The organism is Rhodanobacter sp. UC4451_H18 (assembly GCF_052978225.1).
The window spans coordinates 1,422,755-1,439,058 of the sequence record NZ_CM129663.1; the positions used below are offsets into that span (position 1 = coordinate 1,422,755).

Sequence of the window (16,304 nt, forward strand, 5' to 3'; positions counted from 1 at the left end):
AAGCGCCGGGCAGCTCAGTCCGCCAGGAAACGGTAGCCCACGCCCGGCTCGGTCCTGAGCCAGCGCGGCGCGGCCGGGTCGTCGCCCAGCTTCTGCCGCAGCTTGCCGAGCACAATTCGCAGGTAGTGGGTGTCCTGCACATGGGTCGGTCCCCAGAGCTCACGCAGCAGTTGCTGCTGGGTCACCACCCGCCCGACATGGCGCAGCAGCAGTTGGAGCACGGCGTACTCCTTGCGCGTCAGTGCCAGCGGCACGCCATCCAGGCTCACTTCGCGGCGGGCCAGGTCGATGCCGAGGCGGCCGTCGTCGTAGCACGGCGGCATGCCCGGATCGCCGGGCCGGTTGCGCAGCAGGGCGCGCAAGCGCGCCATCAGCTCCTGGATGCCGAACGGCTTGGTCACGTAGTCGTTGGCGCCCTGGTCGAGCGCGCGCACTTTCTCGCGCTCGGCGTCGCGCACGGACAACATCAGCACCGGAAGCTGGCTCCAGCGGCGCAACTCCACCAGCACGGCGTGGCCATCCATATCGGGCAAGCCGATGTCCAGGACGACCAGATCCGGCGATTGCGTCGCGAACAGCGCCAATCCTTCGGCACCCGTGGCCGCCAGCAGCACGTCGTAGCCTTCGGCGCGCAGGCCGATGTCGAGGAAGCGGCGGATCTGTGCCTCGTCGTCGACCACCAGGATGCGTGGAGCAGCTGAAGTCATGCGAAGGACGTCATTCGTCACCAGCAGGGGGTGGCGGCAGGGGCAGACTGATGCGGATGGTGGTGCCGATGCCGTCACCGGGCAAGGCCTCCACGCTGCCGCCATGGGCGCCGATCATGCCGCGGCAGATGGCCAGGCCCATCCCGCTGCCCTGCGGCGCGCAGTCGCCGCGCGACACTGAGTAGAACATGTCGAAGATGCGCGCCCTCTCGTCTTCCGGGATACCCGGGCCGCGGTCGGCGACATCGATCAGCAGGCGATCGCCGCTGCTGCGCACGTCCACGCGCACCGCTTTGCCCGGCGGCGAGAAGCGCGCAGCATTTTCCAGGACGTTGAACAACGCCTGCTCGATCAGCGCCGGATGCACATGCAGCAGCACTGTCTCAGCCGGCAGGTGCGTCTCCACGCGCAACTCGGGGAACAGCTTGCGCAACCGGGTCACGGCGGCCGCGACGATCTCGGCGCTGTCGTTCCAGTCGCGCTTGAGCTTGAGCGTGCCGTGGCCGAGGCGGGTCATGTCGAGCAGGTTCTGGATGTAGCGATCGAGCCGCTGGCCCTCGCCGAGGATCGCCTGCAGCAGGTCGCGGCGCTCGGCCGGCGGCAGCTTGTCGCCATAGCTGGACAGGGTGCCTGCCGCGCCGATCATCGAGGCCAGCGGCGAACGCAGGTCGTGCGAGACGGACGACAGCAGCGCGCTGCGCAACCGCTCAGTCTCGCCTTGCACGCGTGCGCCTTCCAGCTCATCGGACAGCCGCGCACGCTCCAGCGCCTGGCCGATGTCCTGGGCCATCGCCAGCGCCAGGCTGCGGCGATCCGGCCGAAGCGCAGCGCAGCCACCCCCAGTGGGTGATCCTCCGCGCCCAGCGGCAGCAGCCAGCAAGCCGCGCCGTTGAGCGTGCCGGTGTAGCGCCCCGCCGACTCGGCGTGCCGTTCGCACCAGTCCGCAGCGGCCAGGTCCTGCACGGAAAGCCCGAACGGCTGCGGCGCTGTGGCGGCGACCTGCAACTGTCCCGCCGGGTCGCGTGCCAGGATCGCGGCCTGCACCTCCAACGCGCGCGCCAGCGCTCGCGCGCCGGCATCGCGGATGCCGTCCGCATCGGTGCTGGTGGCCAGCCGCTGGCCCAGATCCAGCAGCACCCGGCCGCGCGCCTGCGCCGCGCGCAGCGAGACCACCTGACTGGCAAGCCGCGTGGCCAGCCGGCTGCATACCAGCGCCACCAGGAAGAACAGGCACACAGCCAGCACGTCGTCGGCATTGGCGATTGCCAGCGTATACAGCGGCGGCGCGAAGAAGAAGTTGTAGCCGAGGAAACAGAGCGTGGCGGCGAACACCGCCACCGCCATGCGCGTGCGCGCCGCCACCACCAGCACGGCGGTGAGGAAGATCAGCGACAGGTTGGCCACCGACAGGTAGTGCCGGGCCAGCGCCGCCAGACCCAGCGCCGAAAGCGTGGCCAGCGCCGCGAACAGGTATTCGCCGCGCGCCTGCGGCGTACGGCGCAGGCGCACGCCACGGCGCGCGCGGCTACGCTCGGCCGGAGTGGCGATGATCGCCAGCTCCAGGTGCGCGCCACGACGCAACAGCTGCTGGGTCAAGGAACGGCCGAAAATGCGTGCCACCCATCGTTCGCGGGTACGGCCGAGAATGAGCTGGCCCACGCCGTCGCGGTCGGCCAGCGCCAGCAACTCGTCGGCTACGTTGTGGCCACGCAGCAGCACCGCCTCGCCGCCCAGTCGCCGCGCCAGCCGCATCGCCGCCTCCACGCGCTCGGCACGCGCGGGGTCGACGCTGCCGGTATCCACGAAGGCCGCGGCCCATCGGGCGCCGCGCCGCTCGGCGATGCGCCGCGCCACCCGCACCAGGTACTCGCTTTGCGCCTGCCCGTCGATCGCCGCCAGCACACGGCGACGCACCGGCATTGCGCTGCCGCGCGCCAGCATCGACTCGCGCAAGTCGTTCTCGACATGGCTGGCGATGGTTTCCAGCGCCAGCTCGCGCAGGGCTGCCAGGTTGGTCGGCGAGAAGAACGCGTCCAACGCCGCCGCCGCGGTTTCGGGCACGTAGACCTTGCCCTGTTTCAGCCTGCCGATCAGTTCGCGCGGCGGCACCACGATGCACGGCAGCCCCACCGCCATGATCACCGAAGCCAGATCCGAGGGCGTCGCCCAGGTGCGGTCCGGGTGGTGCTCCCGCACGAGCAGGTCGTGCCAGCACGCGATCCGCGCCATCGCATCGACCAGGTTGCCCTGCCCCACCACCCAGGCAGCATGCTTGATGCCCATGCGATTGGCCCAGCTGACGAAGGGGAGCTCGGCGGCCAGCGCGCTGGCCTCGAGAGCGCGGGCGGTCTCCAGCACCGCCTCGACGAGTTCCGGCGAGCCGAAACTGGGCGACGCGTAGAGCGGCGACGGATAGACGTACGCACCGGTGACCGAAGCCTGCATCAGCGCCGCCAGGCGCGTGCCGTACTGTGCGCCGCGTGACCAGCTCTCGAAGTCGATGGTGTTGACGAGGATGTCGTACATGGCTGCCCCCAGGGCGTGGCGCTACCCCGGTGGGGCCGCGTCGCCAAGACACTAGGCGATCGGCAAACACGGCATGTGATGCAGGTCAACTGGACGGCGAGTGCGCCCGTCCCTGCGCCGGAGTGATCCAGGTCAAAACCGCGCCCACGGGGTGCGGCACGCTGCACCCGTACGAATCCGGTTTGACAGAAGGGCGCTCCCGTGCGTGACATCCTGGCCCACAGCCCAGATTATTTTTCCTGGCACGGCAACGTTCGCTATGCCGCGCAGCTGGCGGCTGCGATCCAGGCATCGCTGACGGGCCTGTTTGTCACGCCGCCCGGCACGCCCATTCCCGCCCCTCCGCGGCTGGCCGCGGAAATGGCCGCCTACGTGCACGACGAACTGCAGCAGGCGGTGCTGGCCGGCCGCGACTTCGCGGCATGGGCGGCACGGTGGGGGGTGGCGGACGCCCGCTGGCAAGTTGCCTTGGGACCGGCATCCGATGCCCTGGCCATGGCCGGCAACTGGCACGACCTGATCGTGTTGCAGGGCAATGCCTCGTCCGGCGACCCGCAGGAACGCGTGATCTGCGACGTCCTGCTCTCCGGCACCCCTTGCATCGTGGTGCCGCACGCCAACGTCGCCCAGGGCCTCCCGGTACATGTCATGGTGGCCTGGGACGGCTCCCCCACATCCAGCCGCGCACTGCACGCCGCGCTGCCCTTGCTGCAATCGGCGCAGGTGGTGTCCTTGTCGCAACCCGCCGCGGGGTCGACGCAGGCGCAGCACACCGACGCGCTCTCGCACCTGTGCGCGCGCGGCGTGCGCGTGGGTACCGTGGAAACCATCGACGGCACCGACGAGATGGCCGGCGAACAGTTGCTCGCTTATGCCAACGCTACCCGGGCGGACCTGATCGTGATGGGCGCGCGCGGATGCCGGCGGCTGGGACAACGAAGCCTGGGCACGTCCACGAGCATCGTGCTGACCCAGGCCCATCTGCCGGTATTCCTGAAGAACTGAGCAAGAAAAGGGGGCGCCGACGCGCCCCCCCCCTTGGGGTCGAAGCTTATGGGGTCGAAGCTTATGGGGTCGAAGCCTGTGGGGTCGAAGCCTAGACGATGCGGACCCGGTTCTCCACCGTGCGCACGCCAGGCGCCGACCAGGCCGCCCGTTCGACGGCCTGGCGTTCCTCCCAGTCGTCCACGCGGCCCTCGATGGCCACGGCACCGTCGGCATTGACGTCCACCTTGATCCGCCCGGCCTCCACTTCCGCATGTCGCTTGAGCGCGTCGACGATGTTCTTGCGCACGTCGCCCGCCTGCACGCGCGGAACAACCATGATGTTGTTGGAGACACCCGTCACGCCGGAAAGCTTGCGCACGTCAGCCTCGGCCGCTTGCCGCTGGTAATTCCAGGGCACCTCGCCGCTCAGGGTCACCCAGCCAGCGGAGACCTTGATGTGGATGCGGTCGGAAAGCGTCAAGTCATCCCAGGCCAGGATGTCGAGGGCACGCTTGGCGATGTCGTCGTCGCTGAGTTTCTTGTCGCCCGGAAGTTCGACATGGATGTTCTGGGCGATCGCCTTGACTCCGTTGACGCGCCAGGCCGCGCGTTCGGCGGCGATCTTCTGGGTGTAGCTCGAAACATGCCCGGTCAACGTCACTACGCCGTCCTTGGCCATGACCGCAATGTTCGACGCATCGACGCTCGGCTCGAAGTCCAGTTCTTCAAGCACGCTGTCCCTCAGGCTCAGGTCGTTCATGGCACACCTCGTTGTCTGTGGCGGGAATGCCATTGAGCCACCACGGGGCGAGTGCCACTTGAGCAGGATCAAGTCTTTCGCACGTGGGGCCATCGCCATCAACAAGGGTCCGGTCGGCCAAGCTCCGGATGCCAAAAGGTCCGGTCATCCCCGGGCCGCCGTGCGCAGCGGGCGACGCCTCAGGCCAGCGTCGTGCCCGCCACCTGCGGGTCGCCCGGATCACCGGCGCCCGGCAGCCGTTCGACGCCGTAGCCGGCGGCGTCCCATGCCTCCAGTCCGCCGAGCAGCGGCCGCACCCGGCGGTAACCCTGGGCGATCAGTACCTTTGCCGCGCGCGCGGCGGATACCTCGTTCGGGCAGTTGCAGTAGAGCACCAGCTCGCGATCGAGCGGGATGTCGTGGACGGTGCGATCGATGCCCTGCGCATCGACCAGCAGCGCGCCGGGCACGACGCGGGTGTCGAGCTGGCGCGAGGCCTCGGGCCGCACGTCGACCACCACCGGGGCGCGCTCGGTACGCATCGCCTGGTGCAACTCGTCGACCGTGATGCGCGCCATCCGCAATGTGTGCAGCAGCCGGCGCCGTTGCCACCAGCGCGCCAGCACGTACAGGACCAGCAGCGCCAGCAGCAGCTGGATCGCCAGCGTGCCGGCGCTGGCGACAGCGGACAGCACGCGGTCGACGCTCGCGGCAAAGGTGTAGCCCAGCCCGGTCCACAGCGCGGCCCACAGCAGCGACCCCAGCCCGTCGAACAGCATGAACAGAGGCCAGCGCAGCCTCATCGCGCCCACCAGCGACGACCCCACGGTCGACAGCCCCGGCACGAACTTGGCGACCAGCAACACCTGCCCGCGCCAGCGCTGGAAACGCAGTTCCGAGCGTTGCACGCAGGAGTCCGGCGACAGCGAGATGCGGCACAGCAGGCGCATCACCCCGGCACCGTAGCGCCGGCCGGCGACGTACCAGAACGAATCGCCGAGCAGACAGCCCGCCACCACCGCGGCCATCGTGCCGGCCAGCGCCAGCGGCCCGCCGGCGGCCGCCAGCGAACCGGCCACCACCAGCGTGGGCACGGCCGGCAGCGGCGCGCCCAACTGGGTCACCAGCACGTTGAGGAACACCAGCAGCACGCCGTACTGCGCCATCAGCGCGATGATTTCGTGAGCCATCGGAGCAGTACTCGATGCAGCGAAGCCGCCGAGACTCCATCATTGGTCCGCCGATCGGCCAATGCAAACCCTGGCGCAGGCCCATCGCGCACCGCGGGCACGGCCCGCCGGCCCTTCGCGGTCCCGACAAACGGCGGGCAGTGCCCGCCCTATGCCGGCTGGGCTTCGCCGGCGGCCTGGCGACCGATCCGGCGCGAGCCGACGATCACCAGCGGCAACCACAACAGGGTGAACGCCGCGGCACACGCAAACACGCCATCCGGGCCGAGCCGCCCCAGCGCAATGCCGCCGAGCGCGCCGCCGACGAAGGCGCCGATGAACTGGCTGGTCGAATACGCGCCCATCGCCGCGCCGCGCAGATGCCCCGGCGCCAGCCGCGAGACCAGGCTGGGCAGCGCGGCCTCCAGCAGGTTGAAGGCGGAGAAGAACACCGCCGCGGCCACGCCGAACGCGGCCAGGTGGCTGCCGGACAGCGCAAAGCCGAGCAGCGCCAGCCCTATCGCCACCACGCAGACCGTCACGATGCGCAGGCTCTGCGCCACCTCGCGCATGTGGTGCAGGCTCGCGCCCATCACGAACGCGGCGACCGTCATCACCGGCAAGTACAGCTCCCAGTGCCGGTTCACCGGCAGGTGCAAGGTGTTCGCCAGCAGCAGCGGCAGGCCGACGAAGCTGGCGGTGAGCAGCGCGTGCAGGAAGAACACCGAACCGTTCAACACCAGCATGCGGCCGTCGCGCAGCATGGCCAGCACGGCCCCGAAACCCGCCGCCGCCGGCGCCTGGGCGCGCGCCGGCGTGGGCACGATCAGCCACAACAGCGCCAGCGAAACCAGCGCCAGGATCGAGGTGGCGGCGAACAGCCCGGGCAAGCCGGCGACCGCCTCCAGCGGCGGCCCCAGGATCAGCGCCAGCAGGAACGCCAGGCCGATCGACACGCCGATGATGCCCATCGCCTTGCCGCGGTTTTCCTCCGCGGTGAGATCCGCCGCCAGCGCGATGCCGGCGCCGGCCACGGCGCCCATGCCCTGCACCGCGCGGCCGACCACGATGCCGGCCAGCGTATGCGACATGGCCGCGATCAGTCCGCCGATGGCGAACAGGATCAAGCCGATGGTGATCGCCGGCTTGCGCCCGATCCGGTCCGACAGCAGCCCCAGCGGAATCTGCAGCAGCACCTGGCCGATGCCGTAGACGCCCAGCGCCAGCCCGATCATGAAGCCGGTCGCGTCGGGCATCGCTTTCGCGTACAGCGAAAACACCGGCATGATCAGGAACAGCCCGAACAGGCGCAGGCTGATCACGCAGGCCAGCGTCAACGCACTGCGTCGTTCGAGGCTGGAGAGTTTGCTCACCGGGAAAGAGGTGTCGGGACGGGCATGGCCCGCATTATAGGGGCGAGTCCCGCGCCGCCGTTTGCGGCGACATGTCGCGGCGCAAGTTCCTGCAGACCCTATAATCGCGCCTTACGCCGCTGCGATGCACCCATGAATTCGATGCCTGCCGACGCCAACCGCCCCGCCGACTTCGCCCAGGTGCGCGACCTCGCCGCCGCCGACATGCAGCGCGTCGACGCACTGATCCGCCGCCGGCTGTCCTCCGACGTGGTGCTGATCAACCAGATCGCCGACCACATCATCGCCTCCGGCGGCAAGCGGCTGCGCCCGATGCTGCACGTGCTGGCCGCCGGTGCCGCCGGCTACCGCGGCGAGCACCACATCAAGCTCGCCGCAATCATCGAGTTCATCCACACCTCCACCTTGCTGCACGACGACGTGGTCGACGAGTCCGACCTGCGCCGCGGCCGCAAGACCGCCAACGCGCTGTGGGGCAACGCCGCCAGCGTGCTGGTCGGCGACTTCCTCTACTCGCGCTCGTTCCAGCTGATGGTGGAACTGGACGACATGCGCATCATGCGCATCCTTGCCGACACCACCAACACCATCGCCGAAGGCGAAGTGCTGCAGCTGCTCAACATCGGCAACGCCGACGTCAGCGAGGTGGCCTATCTCGCCGTGATCGAACGCAAGACCGCCGTGCTGTTCGCTGCCGCCACCGAACTGGGCGGCATCCTCGGCGGCCTGCCCGAGGACCAGGTGGCCGCGCTGCGCCACTACGGCATGGAGCTGGGCTACGCGTTCCAGATCGCCGACGACCTGCTCGACTACACCAGCGACGCCGGCACCCTGGGCAAGAACATCGGCGACGACCTCGCCGAGGGCAAGCCGACTTTGCCGCTGATCTATGCGCTGGAAAAGGCGAGCCCGGAACAGGCGCAGTCGCTGCGCCACGCGATCGAACACGGCGGACTCGACTCGCTGGAACGCATCATCGCCTCGATCCGCGACTCCGGCGCCCTGGAACGCACCCGCGACCGCGCCCTGCGCCACGCCCGTGCTGCGCGCGAGGCCCTCGCCACCCTGCCGCCTTCGGCGCATCGCGACGCACTGGCCACGCTGGCCGATTACTCGGTGCAGCGCACGTTCTGAACGTTTTGCCCTTGGCGCGGACGTGGCCGTCCGCGCGTATGTGCAGGAGCGGGCGAGCAAAAGCCCAAGCTCAAAAGGGAGCAGAGGTCGAGATCAACCGCTCCCTCATTGAATCAACCACGGAAACCCACCGTTCAGCCCCCGGCGCTGGCAGTCGGGCCGTCGATCGGCCAGACTTCGGTGCATGTTCCGTCTGCGTCCAACCCGCTGGCTGTGGAGCCTCGCGGCAATGCTGTTGCCGCTGGCAGCGGCGCATGCGGCCGAGAACACCTGGCGCTACGACACCGTGCACAGCCAGATCGTCTTCAGCATCAGCCACAACGGCTACTCGCGGCCGTTCGGGCGGCTGCACATCGCGCGTGGCTGGTTGCGCTTCGACCCCGATGACTGGAGCACGGCGGCGACCGAACTGGACATCGACCTGGCCAGCCTGGACATGGGCGACGCCGACTGGAACAAGGCCGTATGCAAGCCGGCGCTGCTCGACTGCGCGACGCATCGCTACGCGCACTTCCGCAGCACCGGCGTGACGGGCAAGGACGAGCACCACGGCGTGCTGCACGGCGAGCTGACCCTGCGCGGTGTCACCCGCCCGGTGGACCTGGCCTTCACTTTCAACCGCGCCGCCCGGACCATCTACGAACTGCACGAGGTAGCCGGTTTCTCGGCCACGGCCAGCCTGGATCGCAACGACTTCGGCATCAGCGCCAACCCCAACTCCATCGGCGCCCACGCAAGCGTCTGGCTGGAGCTGGAAGCCACCCGCGAGCAACCGTCGACAAAGGATCAGCCATGAGCCTGCGCAACAACGATCGCCAATGGGGCGCGGTCAGCAAGTTCTTCCACTGGATCATCGCGCTGGCGATCATCGGCAACGGCATCTTCGGCCTGATGATGGACCTGGCCGGCTCGCCGATGCGCAAGCTCAACTGGCTGGCGCTGCACAAGTCGATCGGACTCACCGTGCTGGCGCTGGTGCTGTTGCGCATCGTGTGGCGCGCGTTCGATCGCCGCCCGCCGGACGCACCGATGCCACGCTGGCAGGCGCTGGCGGCGCACGCGATGCATGCCGTGCTGTACGTGGTGATCCTGGCAATCCCGCTCAGCGGCTGGTGGTTCAACTCGGTTACCGGCAAGCCGCTGCAATGGTTCAAGCAGTTCAACCTGCCAGCGCTGGCGGAGAAGAACGACGCGCTGCGCCACTTCGCGCACGGCGTGCACGAGTACCTGTTCTGGTTTCTCGTCCTGCTGCTGCTGGCCCACGTCGGCGGCGCGCTGAAGCATCATGTGTTCGACCAGGACAACGTGCTGCGCCGGATGCTTCCGTTCGGCCGACTGCGCGCGAACCCGCCCGAAGGAGACCGCCGATGAAACGCCTCGCCACTCTTCTGCTTGCCCTCGCCCTGCCCGGCCTGGCCGCCGCGGCGGACTACACCGTGCAGCCGGCGTCGAGCACGCTCGGCTTCAGCAGCACCTTCCAGGGCGAAACGTTCCAGGGCCATTTCGGCCAGTGGAGCGCCGCGATCAGCTACGACCCGGCCAACCTGGCCGCATCGAAATTCGACGTGACCGTGCACACGGCCAGCGTGCAGACCGGCGACAGCGACCGCGATTCGGCGCTGCCCGGCGAGGCGTTTTTCGACGTGGCGAAGTATCCCGATGCCCATTTCGTCACCACCGGCTTCCGCAAGAGCGGCAACCAGGTAGTCGCCGACGGCACGCTCACCCTGCGCGGCGTGAGCAAGCCGGTGAGCCTGCAGGTGAACTTCGCCCCGCAAGGGAGCGGCGCCACGCTGGACGTGAGCGGCACGGTGCAGCGGCTTGATTTCGGCGTGGGCTCGGGCGAGTACGCCGACACCTCGGTGATCGGTGCCGAGGTGAAGATCACCGCGCACCTGCAGTTGGCCGCGAAGTAGACCCCTCGATGAGCGACGCGTCCTGGTGGCGGCGCCTGCGCAGCCGGCTCCGGCACGAACCGGCGCGCGGGACCGCACCCACCGCGCGCGTCGATGACGGTTCCAGCCGCGTCGCCGACAGCCTGCGCAGCCTGCTCGACGACCCGGCGATCCCGCCTTCGGTACGCAGCGAGCTGGCCGGCGAATTCCGCCGCATCGAAAGCATGCTGGCCCGGCTCGAACGCGGCGAGCTGCACGTGGCGGTGTTCGGTCGCGTCTCCGCCGGCAAGTCGGCGCTGGGCAACGCCCTGCTCGGGCGCGAGGCGTTCCGCGTCGGCGTCCTGCACGGCACCACCACGGACGCCGAACACGCCGTGCTCGACGAGGCGCAGCACGACGGCCTGGTGCTGATCGACACGCCCGGCATCAACGAGCTCGACGGCGAGGCGCGCGAGAAGCTGGCGTTCGACGTCGCCGAGGTCAGCGACCTGGTGATCTTCGTCTGCGACGGCGACCTCACCCGCGAGGAACTCGACGCGCTGAAGACGCTGGCCGCCACCCAGCGTCCGCTGCTGCTGGCGCTGAACAAGGCCGATCGCTACGGCGCCGACGAACGCGACGGCCTGCTCGACCACCTGCGCCAGCGCACCGCCGGCCTCGTCCGCACCGAGGACGTGCTGGCCGTCGCCGCGCACCCGACCCCGCAGCGTGTGGTGGAAGTCGACGCGCGCGACGAGGAGCACGTCCACGAACAACCCCGGGTGGCGGATGTCGCGGTGCTGCGCGAACGCCTGCTGGCGATCGCCGCACGCGAAGGCAAGGCGCTCTCGGCGATCAATGCCGGCCTCTACGCCGGCCGCCTCACTGACCAGGTCAGCGCGCGCATCGCGCAGACCCGCAAGGCCGTGGCGGCGAAACTGATCCACAACTACTGCATCGCCAAGGGCGTCGCCGTGGCGCTCAACCCGATCCCGGTGGCCGACCTGCTCGCCGCCGCCGGGCTGGACGCGGCGATGGTGGTGCAGCTCTCGCGCATCTACGGCCTGCCGCTGACCCGCGCCGAGTCCGGCCGGCTGGTGGCGGTGATCTCGGCGCAGCTGGCCGCACTGATGGGCGCGATCTGGGGCATGCAGCTGGTCGCTTCCGCACTGAAGGGCATCAGTGCCGGCCTCTCCGTGGTGGTCACCGCCGCCGCGCAGGGGGCGCTGGGCTGGTATGCCACCGTGCTGATCGGCCGCGCCGCCGAACGCTACCTGGTCGGCGGCAAGTCCTGGGGCGAAGCCGGCGCCAAGCGCGCCGTCGCCGATGTCGTCGCCAGCCTGGATCGCGATTCGATCCTGCGCGAGGCGCGCGAGGAAATCCTCAAGCGGTTGAAGTCGCGCCGCGCCTGATCGCTTTTGCCGGACGGGTACCCACCCCCGCAGGAGCCCGCTCGCGGGCGATGCTCCTCCGATTCCCGACTCCGAGCAAAGGCATCGCCCGCGAGCGGGCTCCTACGGGAGCTTTGCGAGAAATTGCCGCACCGCCGCGGCGTCGAACGGCCAATCCAGCTCGCGCCCGTCGCGTGCATCGCGCAATACCGGCACGCGGGTGCCGTAGCGCTGCTCGAGCTCAGGCGAATCGTCCACCCACTCGCTGTCGAAATCCGGCGCGCGCGCCTCGGCCATCACGGCGAGGGCCTTGTCGCACAGGTGGCAGTAATCGCGCTGGTAGAGGATGAGGTCGGACATGCTGCTGCGAATGGATCGGGGCGCCGCGTAGAATAGCTGGTTCAATCCTTCACCTCGCAGCGCATCCATGGCCGTCAGCGTATTCGACCTGTTCAAGATCGGCATCGGTCCGTCCTCCTCGCACACGGTCGGCCCGATGCGCGCCGCCGCGCGCTTTGCCGAACGCTGGCTGGAGGAAAAGGGCGTGCTCGACCGCGTCGCCCGCGTGCGCGCCGAGCTGTACGGCTCGCTGGCGATGACCGGCCGCGGCCACGGCACCGACAAGGCGGTGCTGCTGGGCCTGGAAGGCCAGCACCCGGACACCGTCGATCCCGACCGGATCCCCGCCACGCTCGAACGCATCCGCGGCACCGGCCGCATCCTTCTGCTCGGCAAGCGCGAGATCGCGTTCGACGAAAAGGCCGACCTGGTCTTCAACAAGCGCCAGAAGTTGCCGTTCCACACCAACGGCATGCGTTTTTCCGCGTACGACGCCGACGGCAACGAGCTGGCCAGCCGCGACTACTACTCGGTCGGCGGCGGCTTCGTGGTCAACACCGACGAGGCGGCGGAGGATCGCATCGTCGCCGACACCACCGAGCAACCTTATGCCTTCACCACCGGCGACCAGATGCTGGCGCTCTGCAAGCAGCACGGGCTGACCATCGCGCAGTTGATGATGGCGAACGAAAGCGTGTGGCGCCCCGAGGCGGAAACCCGCGCCGGCCTGCTGACCATCTGGAAGGCCATGCAGGACTGCGTCACCCGCGGCCTGCGCTCGCCCGGCACCCTGCCCGGTGGCCTGAAGGTAGCGCGCCGCGCTCCGGCGATGCTCGAGGATCTGCGCAACCAGCCCGAGGCCGCGCTGAAGGACCCGCTGACCATCCTCGACTGGGTGAACCTCTATGCGCTGGCGGTGAACGAGGAAAACGCCGCCGGCGGCCGCGTGGTCACCGCGCCCACCAACGGCGCCGCCGGCATCGTGCCCGCGGTCGGCCACTACTACCTGCGCTTCTGCCCGAAGGCGGACGACGAAGGCATCATCGAATACCTGCTCACCGCCGCCGCCATCGGCATCCTGTACAAGGAGAACGCCTCGATCTCCGGCGCCGAAGTCGGCTGCCAGGGCGAAGTCGGCGTAGCCTGCTCGATGGCCGCCGGCGGCCTCACCGCCGCGCTCGGCGGCAACGTGATGCAGGTCGAGAACGCCGCCGAAATCGGCATGGAACACAACCTCGGCCTCACCTGCGACCCGATCGGCGGCCTGGTGCAGATCCCCTGCATTGAGCGCAACGCGATGGGCTCGGTGAAAGCCATCAACGCCAGCCGCATGGCCCTTAAAAGCGACGGCAAGCACCGCGTCTCGCTGGACAAGGTGATCAAGACCATGCGCGATACGGGGCGCGACATGAAGGACAAGTACAAGGAAACCTCGCGCGGCGGCCTCGCAGTCAACGTCATCGAATGCTGAGCCGCCCCCTGTAGGAGCCCGCTCGCGGGCGATGCTCCCCACTAGGCAGACACGTAAGGCCGGTTTCGTAGCGCAGGCAGTGCCTGCCCTACAGCGCGACCTTGCCTGGCTTCAGCGCGTCTTGCCCGACGTACCCTTTGCCAGCTCCGCAATCAGGTCGCGGACGAGCTTTCGCTTGTCTTCGGAAAGCAGCAGATAGTCTTCGAACGCCAGCCGGTCATGACCACGCACGTGGTCGGGCCAGGCGATGTTCACGTCCTGCACGCCCTTGGGTCGAATCTTTCGATACTCCAGTTCGTGCGGCTCGACGCCAACGATCTTGGCCAGCGCCTCCAGATGGGCCGGACGCGGACGATGCTTGCCGTTGAGCCATCCCGACACGGCCTGCGAGGACACTTCCTCGCCCTGCAGTTCCAGCAGCCGAGCGAGTTCCGACGCGCTCGCCTCGATCCTCTCGCGCTTCAAGGCAGCCCGGAGACGGTCGGCGAAAGCTTTCTTGTCGATCTTCATGGCTTGCGACCATAGGTGCCGCTCCGCCATGCAACTGAAAGTTATGCTTTATATAAATTGAAAATTTTGCTTTCATGGCCGATCAAACCTTACGCCGGTCGTTGCCATGCCCAAGTCGCTGTTGGAACAGCTGCCCGAGATCGTCGCCCGCGGACGCCAGCAGGCCGAGAAGATCCTGGAGAGCCTGGAAGGACGCCACCGGGTCAGCCTGCAGACACGCGAGTGGGTGCTGCCGTCGAAAGACACGCGCGACAGCGACTGGATCGCCGCGGCGAACCGGCAGGCACACCTGGGCGACGAAGGCACGGCCGACTGGACCAACCGGCTGATCTACGGCGACAACCTGCTGGCGATGGCCGCCCTGCTGGCCGGCGACGAACACACGCCCTGCCTGCGCGGCAAGGTGGACCTGATCTACATCGATCCGCCGTTCGATTCGAAGGCCGATTACCGCACCAAGGTTTCGCTGCCTGGCGTGGAGCTGGAGCAGAAGCCCACAGTGATCGAGCAGTTCGCGTATTCCGATACGTGGTCGGATGGCACGGCGTCGTATCTGGCGATGATCACGCCGCGGTTGATCTTGATGCGGGAGTTACTTGCTGACACCGGACAGATCTTTGTCCATTTGGACTGGCATGTCGGGCACTACGTGAAGATCGTCCTTGATGAGTTGTTCGGAAAGAAGCAATTCCGCAACGAGCTCATCTGGTACTACTACAACAAAATGCCAGACACGCGAAACAAAATCTTCCCTCGATCACACGATGTCATCTATTGGTACGCAAAGAACGAAAAATCCGAATATTTCTTTGAGCATCAGGAAGAGCGCAGAGCGAAGCCAGTTAAGCAGCTTGTCCGAAAGAAGGTGGACGGGCGCATGGTTAATGCGCGCGATGAACATGGCAACGTCCAGTATGTCGAGCGAGATGCCCGGACGGTGGACTCCGTTTGGCGCCTCTCCATGCTTCAACCCGCTGACAAAACGCAAAACTCTGGATACCTGACCCAAAAACCTGAATCGATACTTGAACGAGTTCTTCTAGCTGTCTCGAAACCGAATGATCTAGTCGCCGACTTCAACGGCGGCTCCGGCACCACCGCCGCCGTCGCCGAGAAGCTTGGCCGCCGCTGGATCACCAGCGACCTCGGCAAGCCGGCCTGCATGATCATGCGCAAGCGGCTGATCGACCAGGGTGCCAAGCCGTTCCTGTACCAGGCGATCGGCGACTACCAGGTCGAGGCGGCGAAGAGCGCGATGGGGCGCAGCTTTCGTGTCGGCGACCTCTCCGGCATCGTGCTATCGCTGTACGGCGCGCTGCCGCTGCCGCCGGAGGACAACCCGCTGCGCAATCTCGGCGCGGTGGTGTACGGCGGCAAGAAGACGCTGGTGCTGGTGGATTCGCCGAACAAGCTCACCGGCGACGCCACCCTGCGCAAGGCGATCGCCCAGCGCGAGCACCTGCTCGGCGGCTGGGACCGGGTGGTGGTGCTGGGCTGGAATTTCGAACCGTCGATCGGCCAGAGCATCACCGCGCTGAACGACAATCGGCTGGAAGTGCTGGTGATCCCGCCCGACCTGCTTGACCGCCTGCGCAAGAAGGGCGGCATCGAGAAGCTGCGCGGCCAGGTACGCTTCTCCAGCCTGCAGTACCTCACGATCAAGCCAGTGCGGCGCACGCGCAGCGGCAAAGAAGAAACTTTGCAGGTCACGCTGGACAACTACGTGCTGCTCTCGCCCGAGGCGATCAACCTGGACGAGGACAACCGCGCCAAGTTGCACAAGGTGATGAACGCCGAACCGCTGGCGCTGATCGAGTACTGGGCGGTCGACCCCGACTACGACGGCAAGGTGTTCCGCTCGGTCTGGCAGGACTACCGCGGCAACACCGCCAACGACGACGACCCGCTGCGGGTAATCACCAGCGCCGAGTTCAGCGTGCCGCGCAAGGCCGGCGAACGCCGGGTATGCGTGCGCGTGGTCGACGTGTTCGGCTTCGAGGCCGAGGTGGTGCAGGTGGTGGCGGAGGCGCGGGCGTGAGCCCGCTCGCGAAATCCCTTCACTCGCCATTCCGGCGGCTCTCAAC

16 protein-coding genes are annotated in these 16,304 nt (G+C 68.1%); 8 read left to right on the plus strand and 8 right to left on the minus strand.

Annotated features, from left to right (window positions below; all coding sequences use genetic code 11):
- Nucleotides 1-14: 14 nt before the first annotated feature.
- Genes ACVCMG_RS06645 through ACVCMG_RS06655 form a run of 3 tightly spaced genes read right to left on the minus strand, consistent with a single transcriptional unit; the run spans nucleotide 15 to nucleotide 3,233 of the window.
- Complete coding sequence (locus tag ACVCMG_RS06645) at nucleotides 15-707, minus strand: response regulator (RefSeq protein WP_447115176.1); 693 nt, start codon at nucleotides 705-707, stop codon at nucleotides 15-17.
- 10 nt (nucleotides 708-717) lie between these two features.
- On the minus strand, nucleotides 718-1,431 hold the full coding sequence (locus ACVCMG_RS06650) for a sensor histidine kinase (protein WP_447115177.1): 714 nt from the start codon (nucleotides 1,429-1,431) through the stop codon (nucleotides 718-720).
- Nucleotides 1,350-3,233, minus strand: a complete 1,884-nt coding sequence (locus tag ACVCMG_RS06655; protein ID WP_447115178.1) for a DUF4118 domain-containing protein — start codon at nucleotides 3,231-3,233, stop codon at nucleotides 1,350-1,352. Before ACVCMG_RS06655 ends, ACVCMG_RS06650 begins: the two co-directional genes overlap by 82 nt.
- Before the next feature lie 201 nt (nucleotides 3,234-3,434).
- On the opposite strand from ACVCMG_RS06655, the gene ACVCMG_RS06660 reads away from it, so the two are divergent.
- Entirely contained in the window at nucleotides 3,435-4,238 is an 804-nt protein-coding gene (locus ACVCMG_RS06660; protein WP_395116658.1) for a universal stress protein, read from the plus strand.
- 91 nt (nucleotides 4,239-4,329) lie between these two features.
- On the opposite strand, the gene ACVCMG_RS06665 is transcribed toward ACVCMG_RS06660, so the two are convergent.
- From ACVCMG_RS06665 to ACVCMG_RS06675, 3 genes are all read right to left on the minus strand, one after another.
- Entirely contained in the window at nucleotides 4,330-4,980 is a 651-nt protein-coding gene (locus ACVCMG_RS06665) for a BON domain-containing protein (RefSeq protein WP_395116656.1), read from the minus strand.
- 179 nt (nucleotides 4,981-5,159) lie between these two features.
- A complete protein-coding gene (locus ACVCMG_RS06670) occupies nucleotides 5,160-6,149 on the minus strand; it encodes a DedA family protein/thiosulfate sulfurtransferase GlpE (protein ID WP_447115179.1) in 990 nt (329 codons plus the stop codon).
- A gap of 149 nt (nucleotides 6,150-6,298) precedes the next feature.
- The gene (locus ACVCMG_RS06675) at nucleotides 6,299-7,501 is read right to left on the minus strand and encodes an MFS transporter (protein WP_395116652.1); all 1,203 of its coding nucleotides are present in this window, start codon (nucleotides 7,499-7,501) and stop codon (nucleotides 6,299-6,301) included.
- 132 nt (nucleotides 7,502-7,633) lie between these two features.
- Here ACVCMG_RS06675 and ACVCMG_RS06680 point away from each other — a divergent pair, with 132 nt between their 5' ends.
- The 5 genes from ACVCMG_RS06680 to ACVCMG_RS06700 all read left to right on the plus strand — a co-directional run bounded on the left by ACVCMG_RS06680 (nucleotide 7,634) and on the right by ACVCMG_RS06700 (nucleotide 11,921).
- Nucleotides 7,634-8,635: a polyprenyl synthetase family protein gene (locus tag ACVCMG_RS06680; RefSeq protein WP_447115180.1), complete on the plus strand. Its 1,002-nt coding sequence runs from the start codon at nucleotides 7,634-7,636 to the stop codon at nucleotides 8,633-8,635.
- 184 nt (nucleotides 8,636-8,819) lie between these two features.
- Nucleotides 8,820-9,431, plus strand: coding sequence for a YceI family protein (locus tag ACVCMG_RS06685; protein WP_447105668.1), 612 nt, complete (start codon nucleotides 8,820-8,822; stop codon nucleotides 9,429-9,431).
- Nucleotides 9,428-10,006 (plus strand): cytochrome b, encoded by a 579-nt coding sequence (locus ACVCMG_RS06690; protein ID WP_136257513.1) that lies wholly within the window; start codon nucleotides 9,428-9,430, stop codon nucleotides 10,004-10,006. The genes ACVCMG_RS06685 and ACVCMG_RS06690 overlap by 4 nt, the downstream gene beginning before the upstream one ends.
- Entirely contained in the window at nucleotides 10,003-10,551 is a 549-nt protein-coding gene (locus ACVCMG_RS06695; RefSeq protein WP_136257514.1) for a YceI family protein, read from the plus strand. The genes ACVCMG_RS06690 and ACVCMG_RS06695 overlap by 4 nt, the downstream gene beginning before the upstream one ends.
- A gap of 8 nt (nucleotides 10,552-10,559) precedes the next feature.
- Nucleotides 10,560-11,921, plus strand: coding sequence for a DUF697 domain-containing protein (locus ACVCMG_RS06700; RefSeq protein ID WP_447105665.1), 1,362 nt, complete (start codon nucleotides 10,560-10,562; stop codon nucleotides 11,919-11,921).
- 102 nt (nucleotides 11,922-12,023) lie between these two features.
- Here ACVCMG_RS06700 and ACVCMG_RS06705 read toward each other — a convergent pair whose 3' ends face one another.
- Nucleotides 12,024-12,260, minus strand: a complete 237-nt coding sequence (locus ACVCMG_RS06705) for a glutaredoxin family protein (protein WP_447105664.1) — start codon at nucleotides 12,258-12,260, stop codon at nucleotides 12,024-12,026.
- 67 nt (nucleotides 12,261-12,327) lie between these two features.
- Here ACVCMG_RS06705 and ACVCMG_RS06710 point away from each other — a divergent pair, with 67 nt between their 5' ends.
- On the plus strand, nucleotides 12,328-13,710 hold the full coding sequence (locus ACVCMG_RS06710) for an L-serine ammonia-lyase (protein ID WP_395116636.1): 1,383 nt from the start codon (nucleotides 12,328-12,330) through the stop codon (nucleotides 13,708-13,710).
- Nucleotides 13,711-13,821: 111 nt separating this feature from the next.
- On the opposite strand, the gene ACVCMG_RS06715 is transcribed toward ACVCMG_RS06710, so the two are convergent.
- A complete protein-coding gene (locus tag ACVCMG_RS06715; protein ID WP_395116634.1) occupies nucleotides 13,822-14,220 on the minus strand; it encodes a helix-turn-helix domain-containing protein in 399 nt (132 codons plus the stop codon).
- 106 nt (nucleotides 14,221-14,326) lie between these two features.
- Between ACVCMG_RS06715 and ACVCMG_RS06720 the strand changes: the two genes are divergently transcribed.
- Entirely contained in the window at nucleotides 14,327-16,258 is a 1,932-nt protein-coding gene (locus ACVCMG_RS06720; protein ID WP_447115181.1) for a DNA methyltransferase, read from the plus strand.
- Nucleotides 16,259-16,304: the final 46 nt, after the last annotated feature.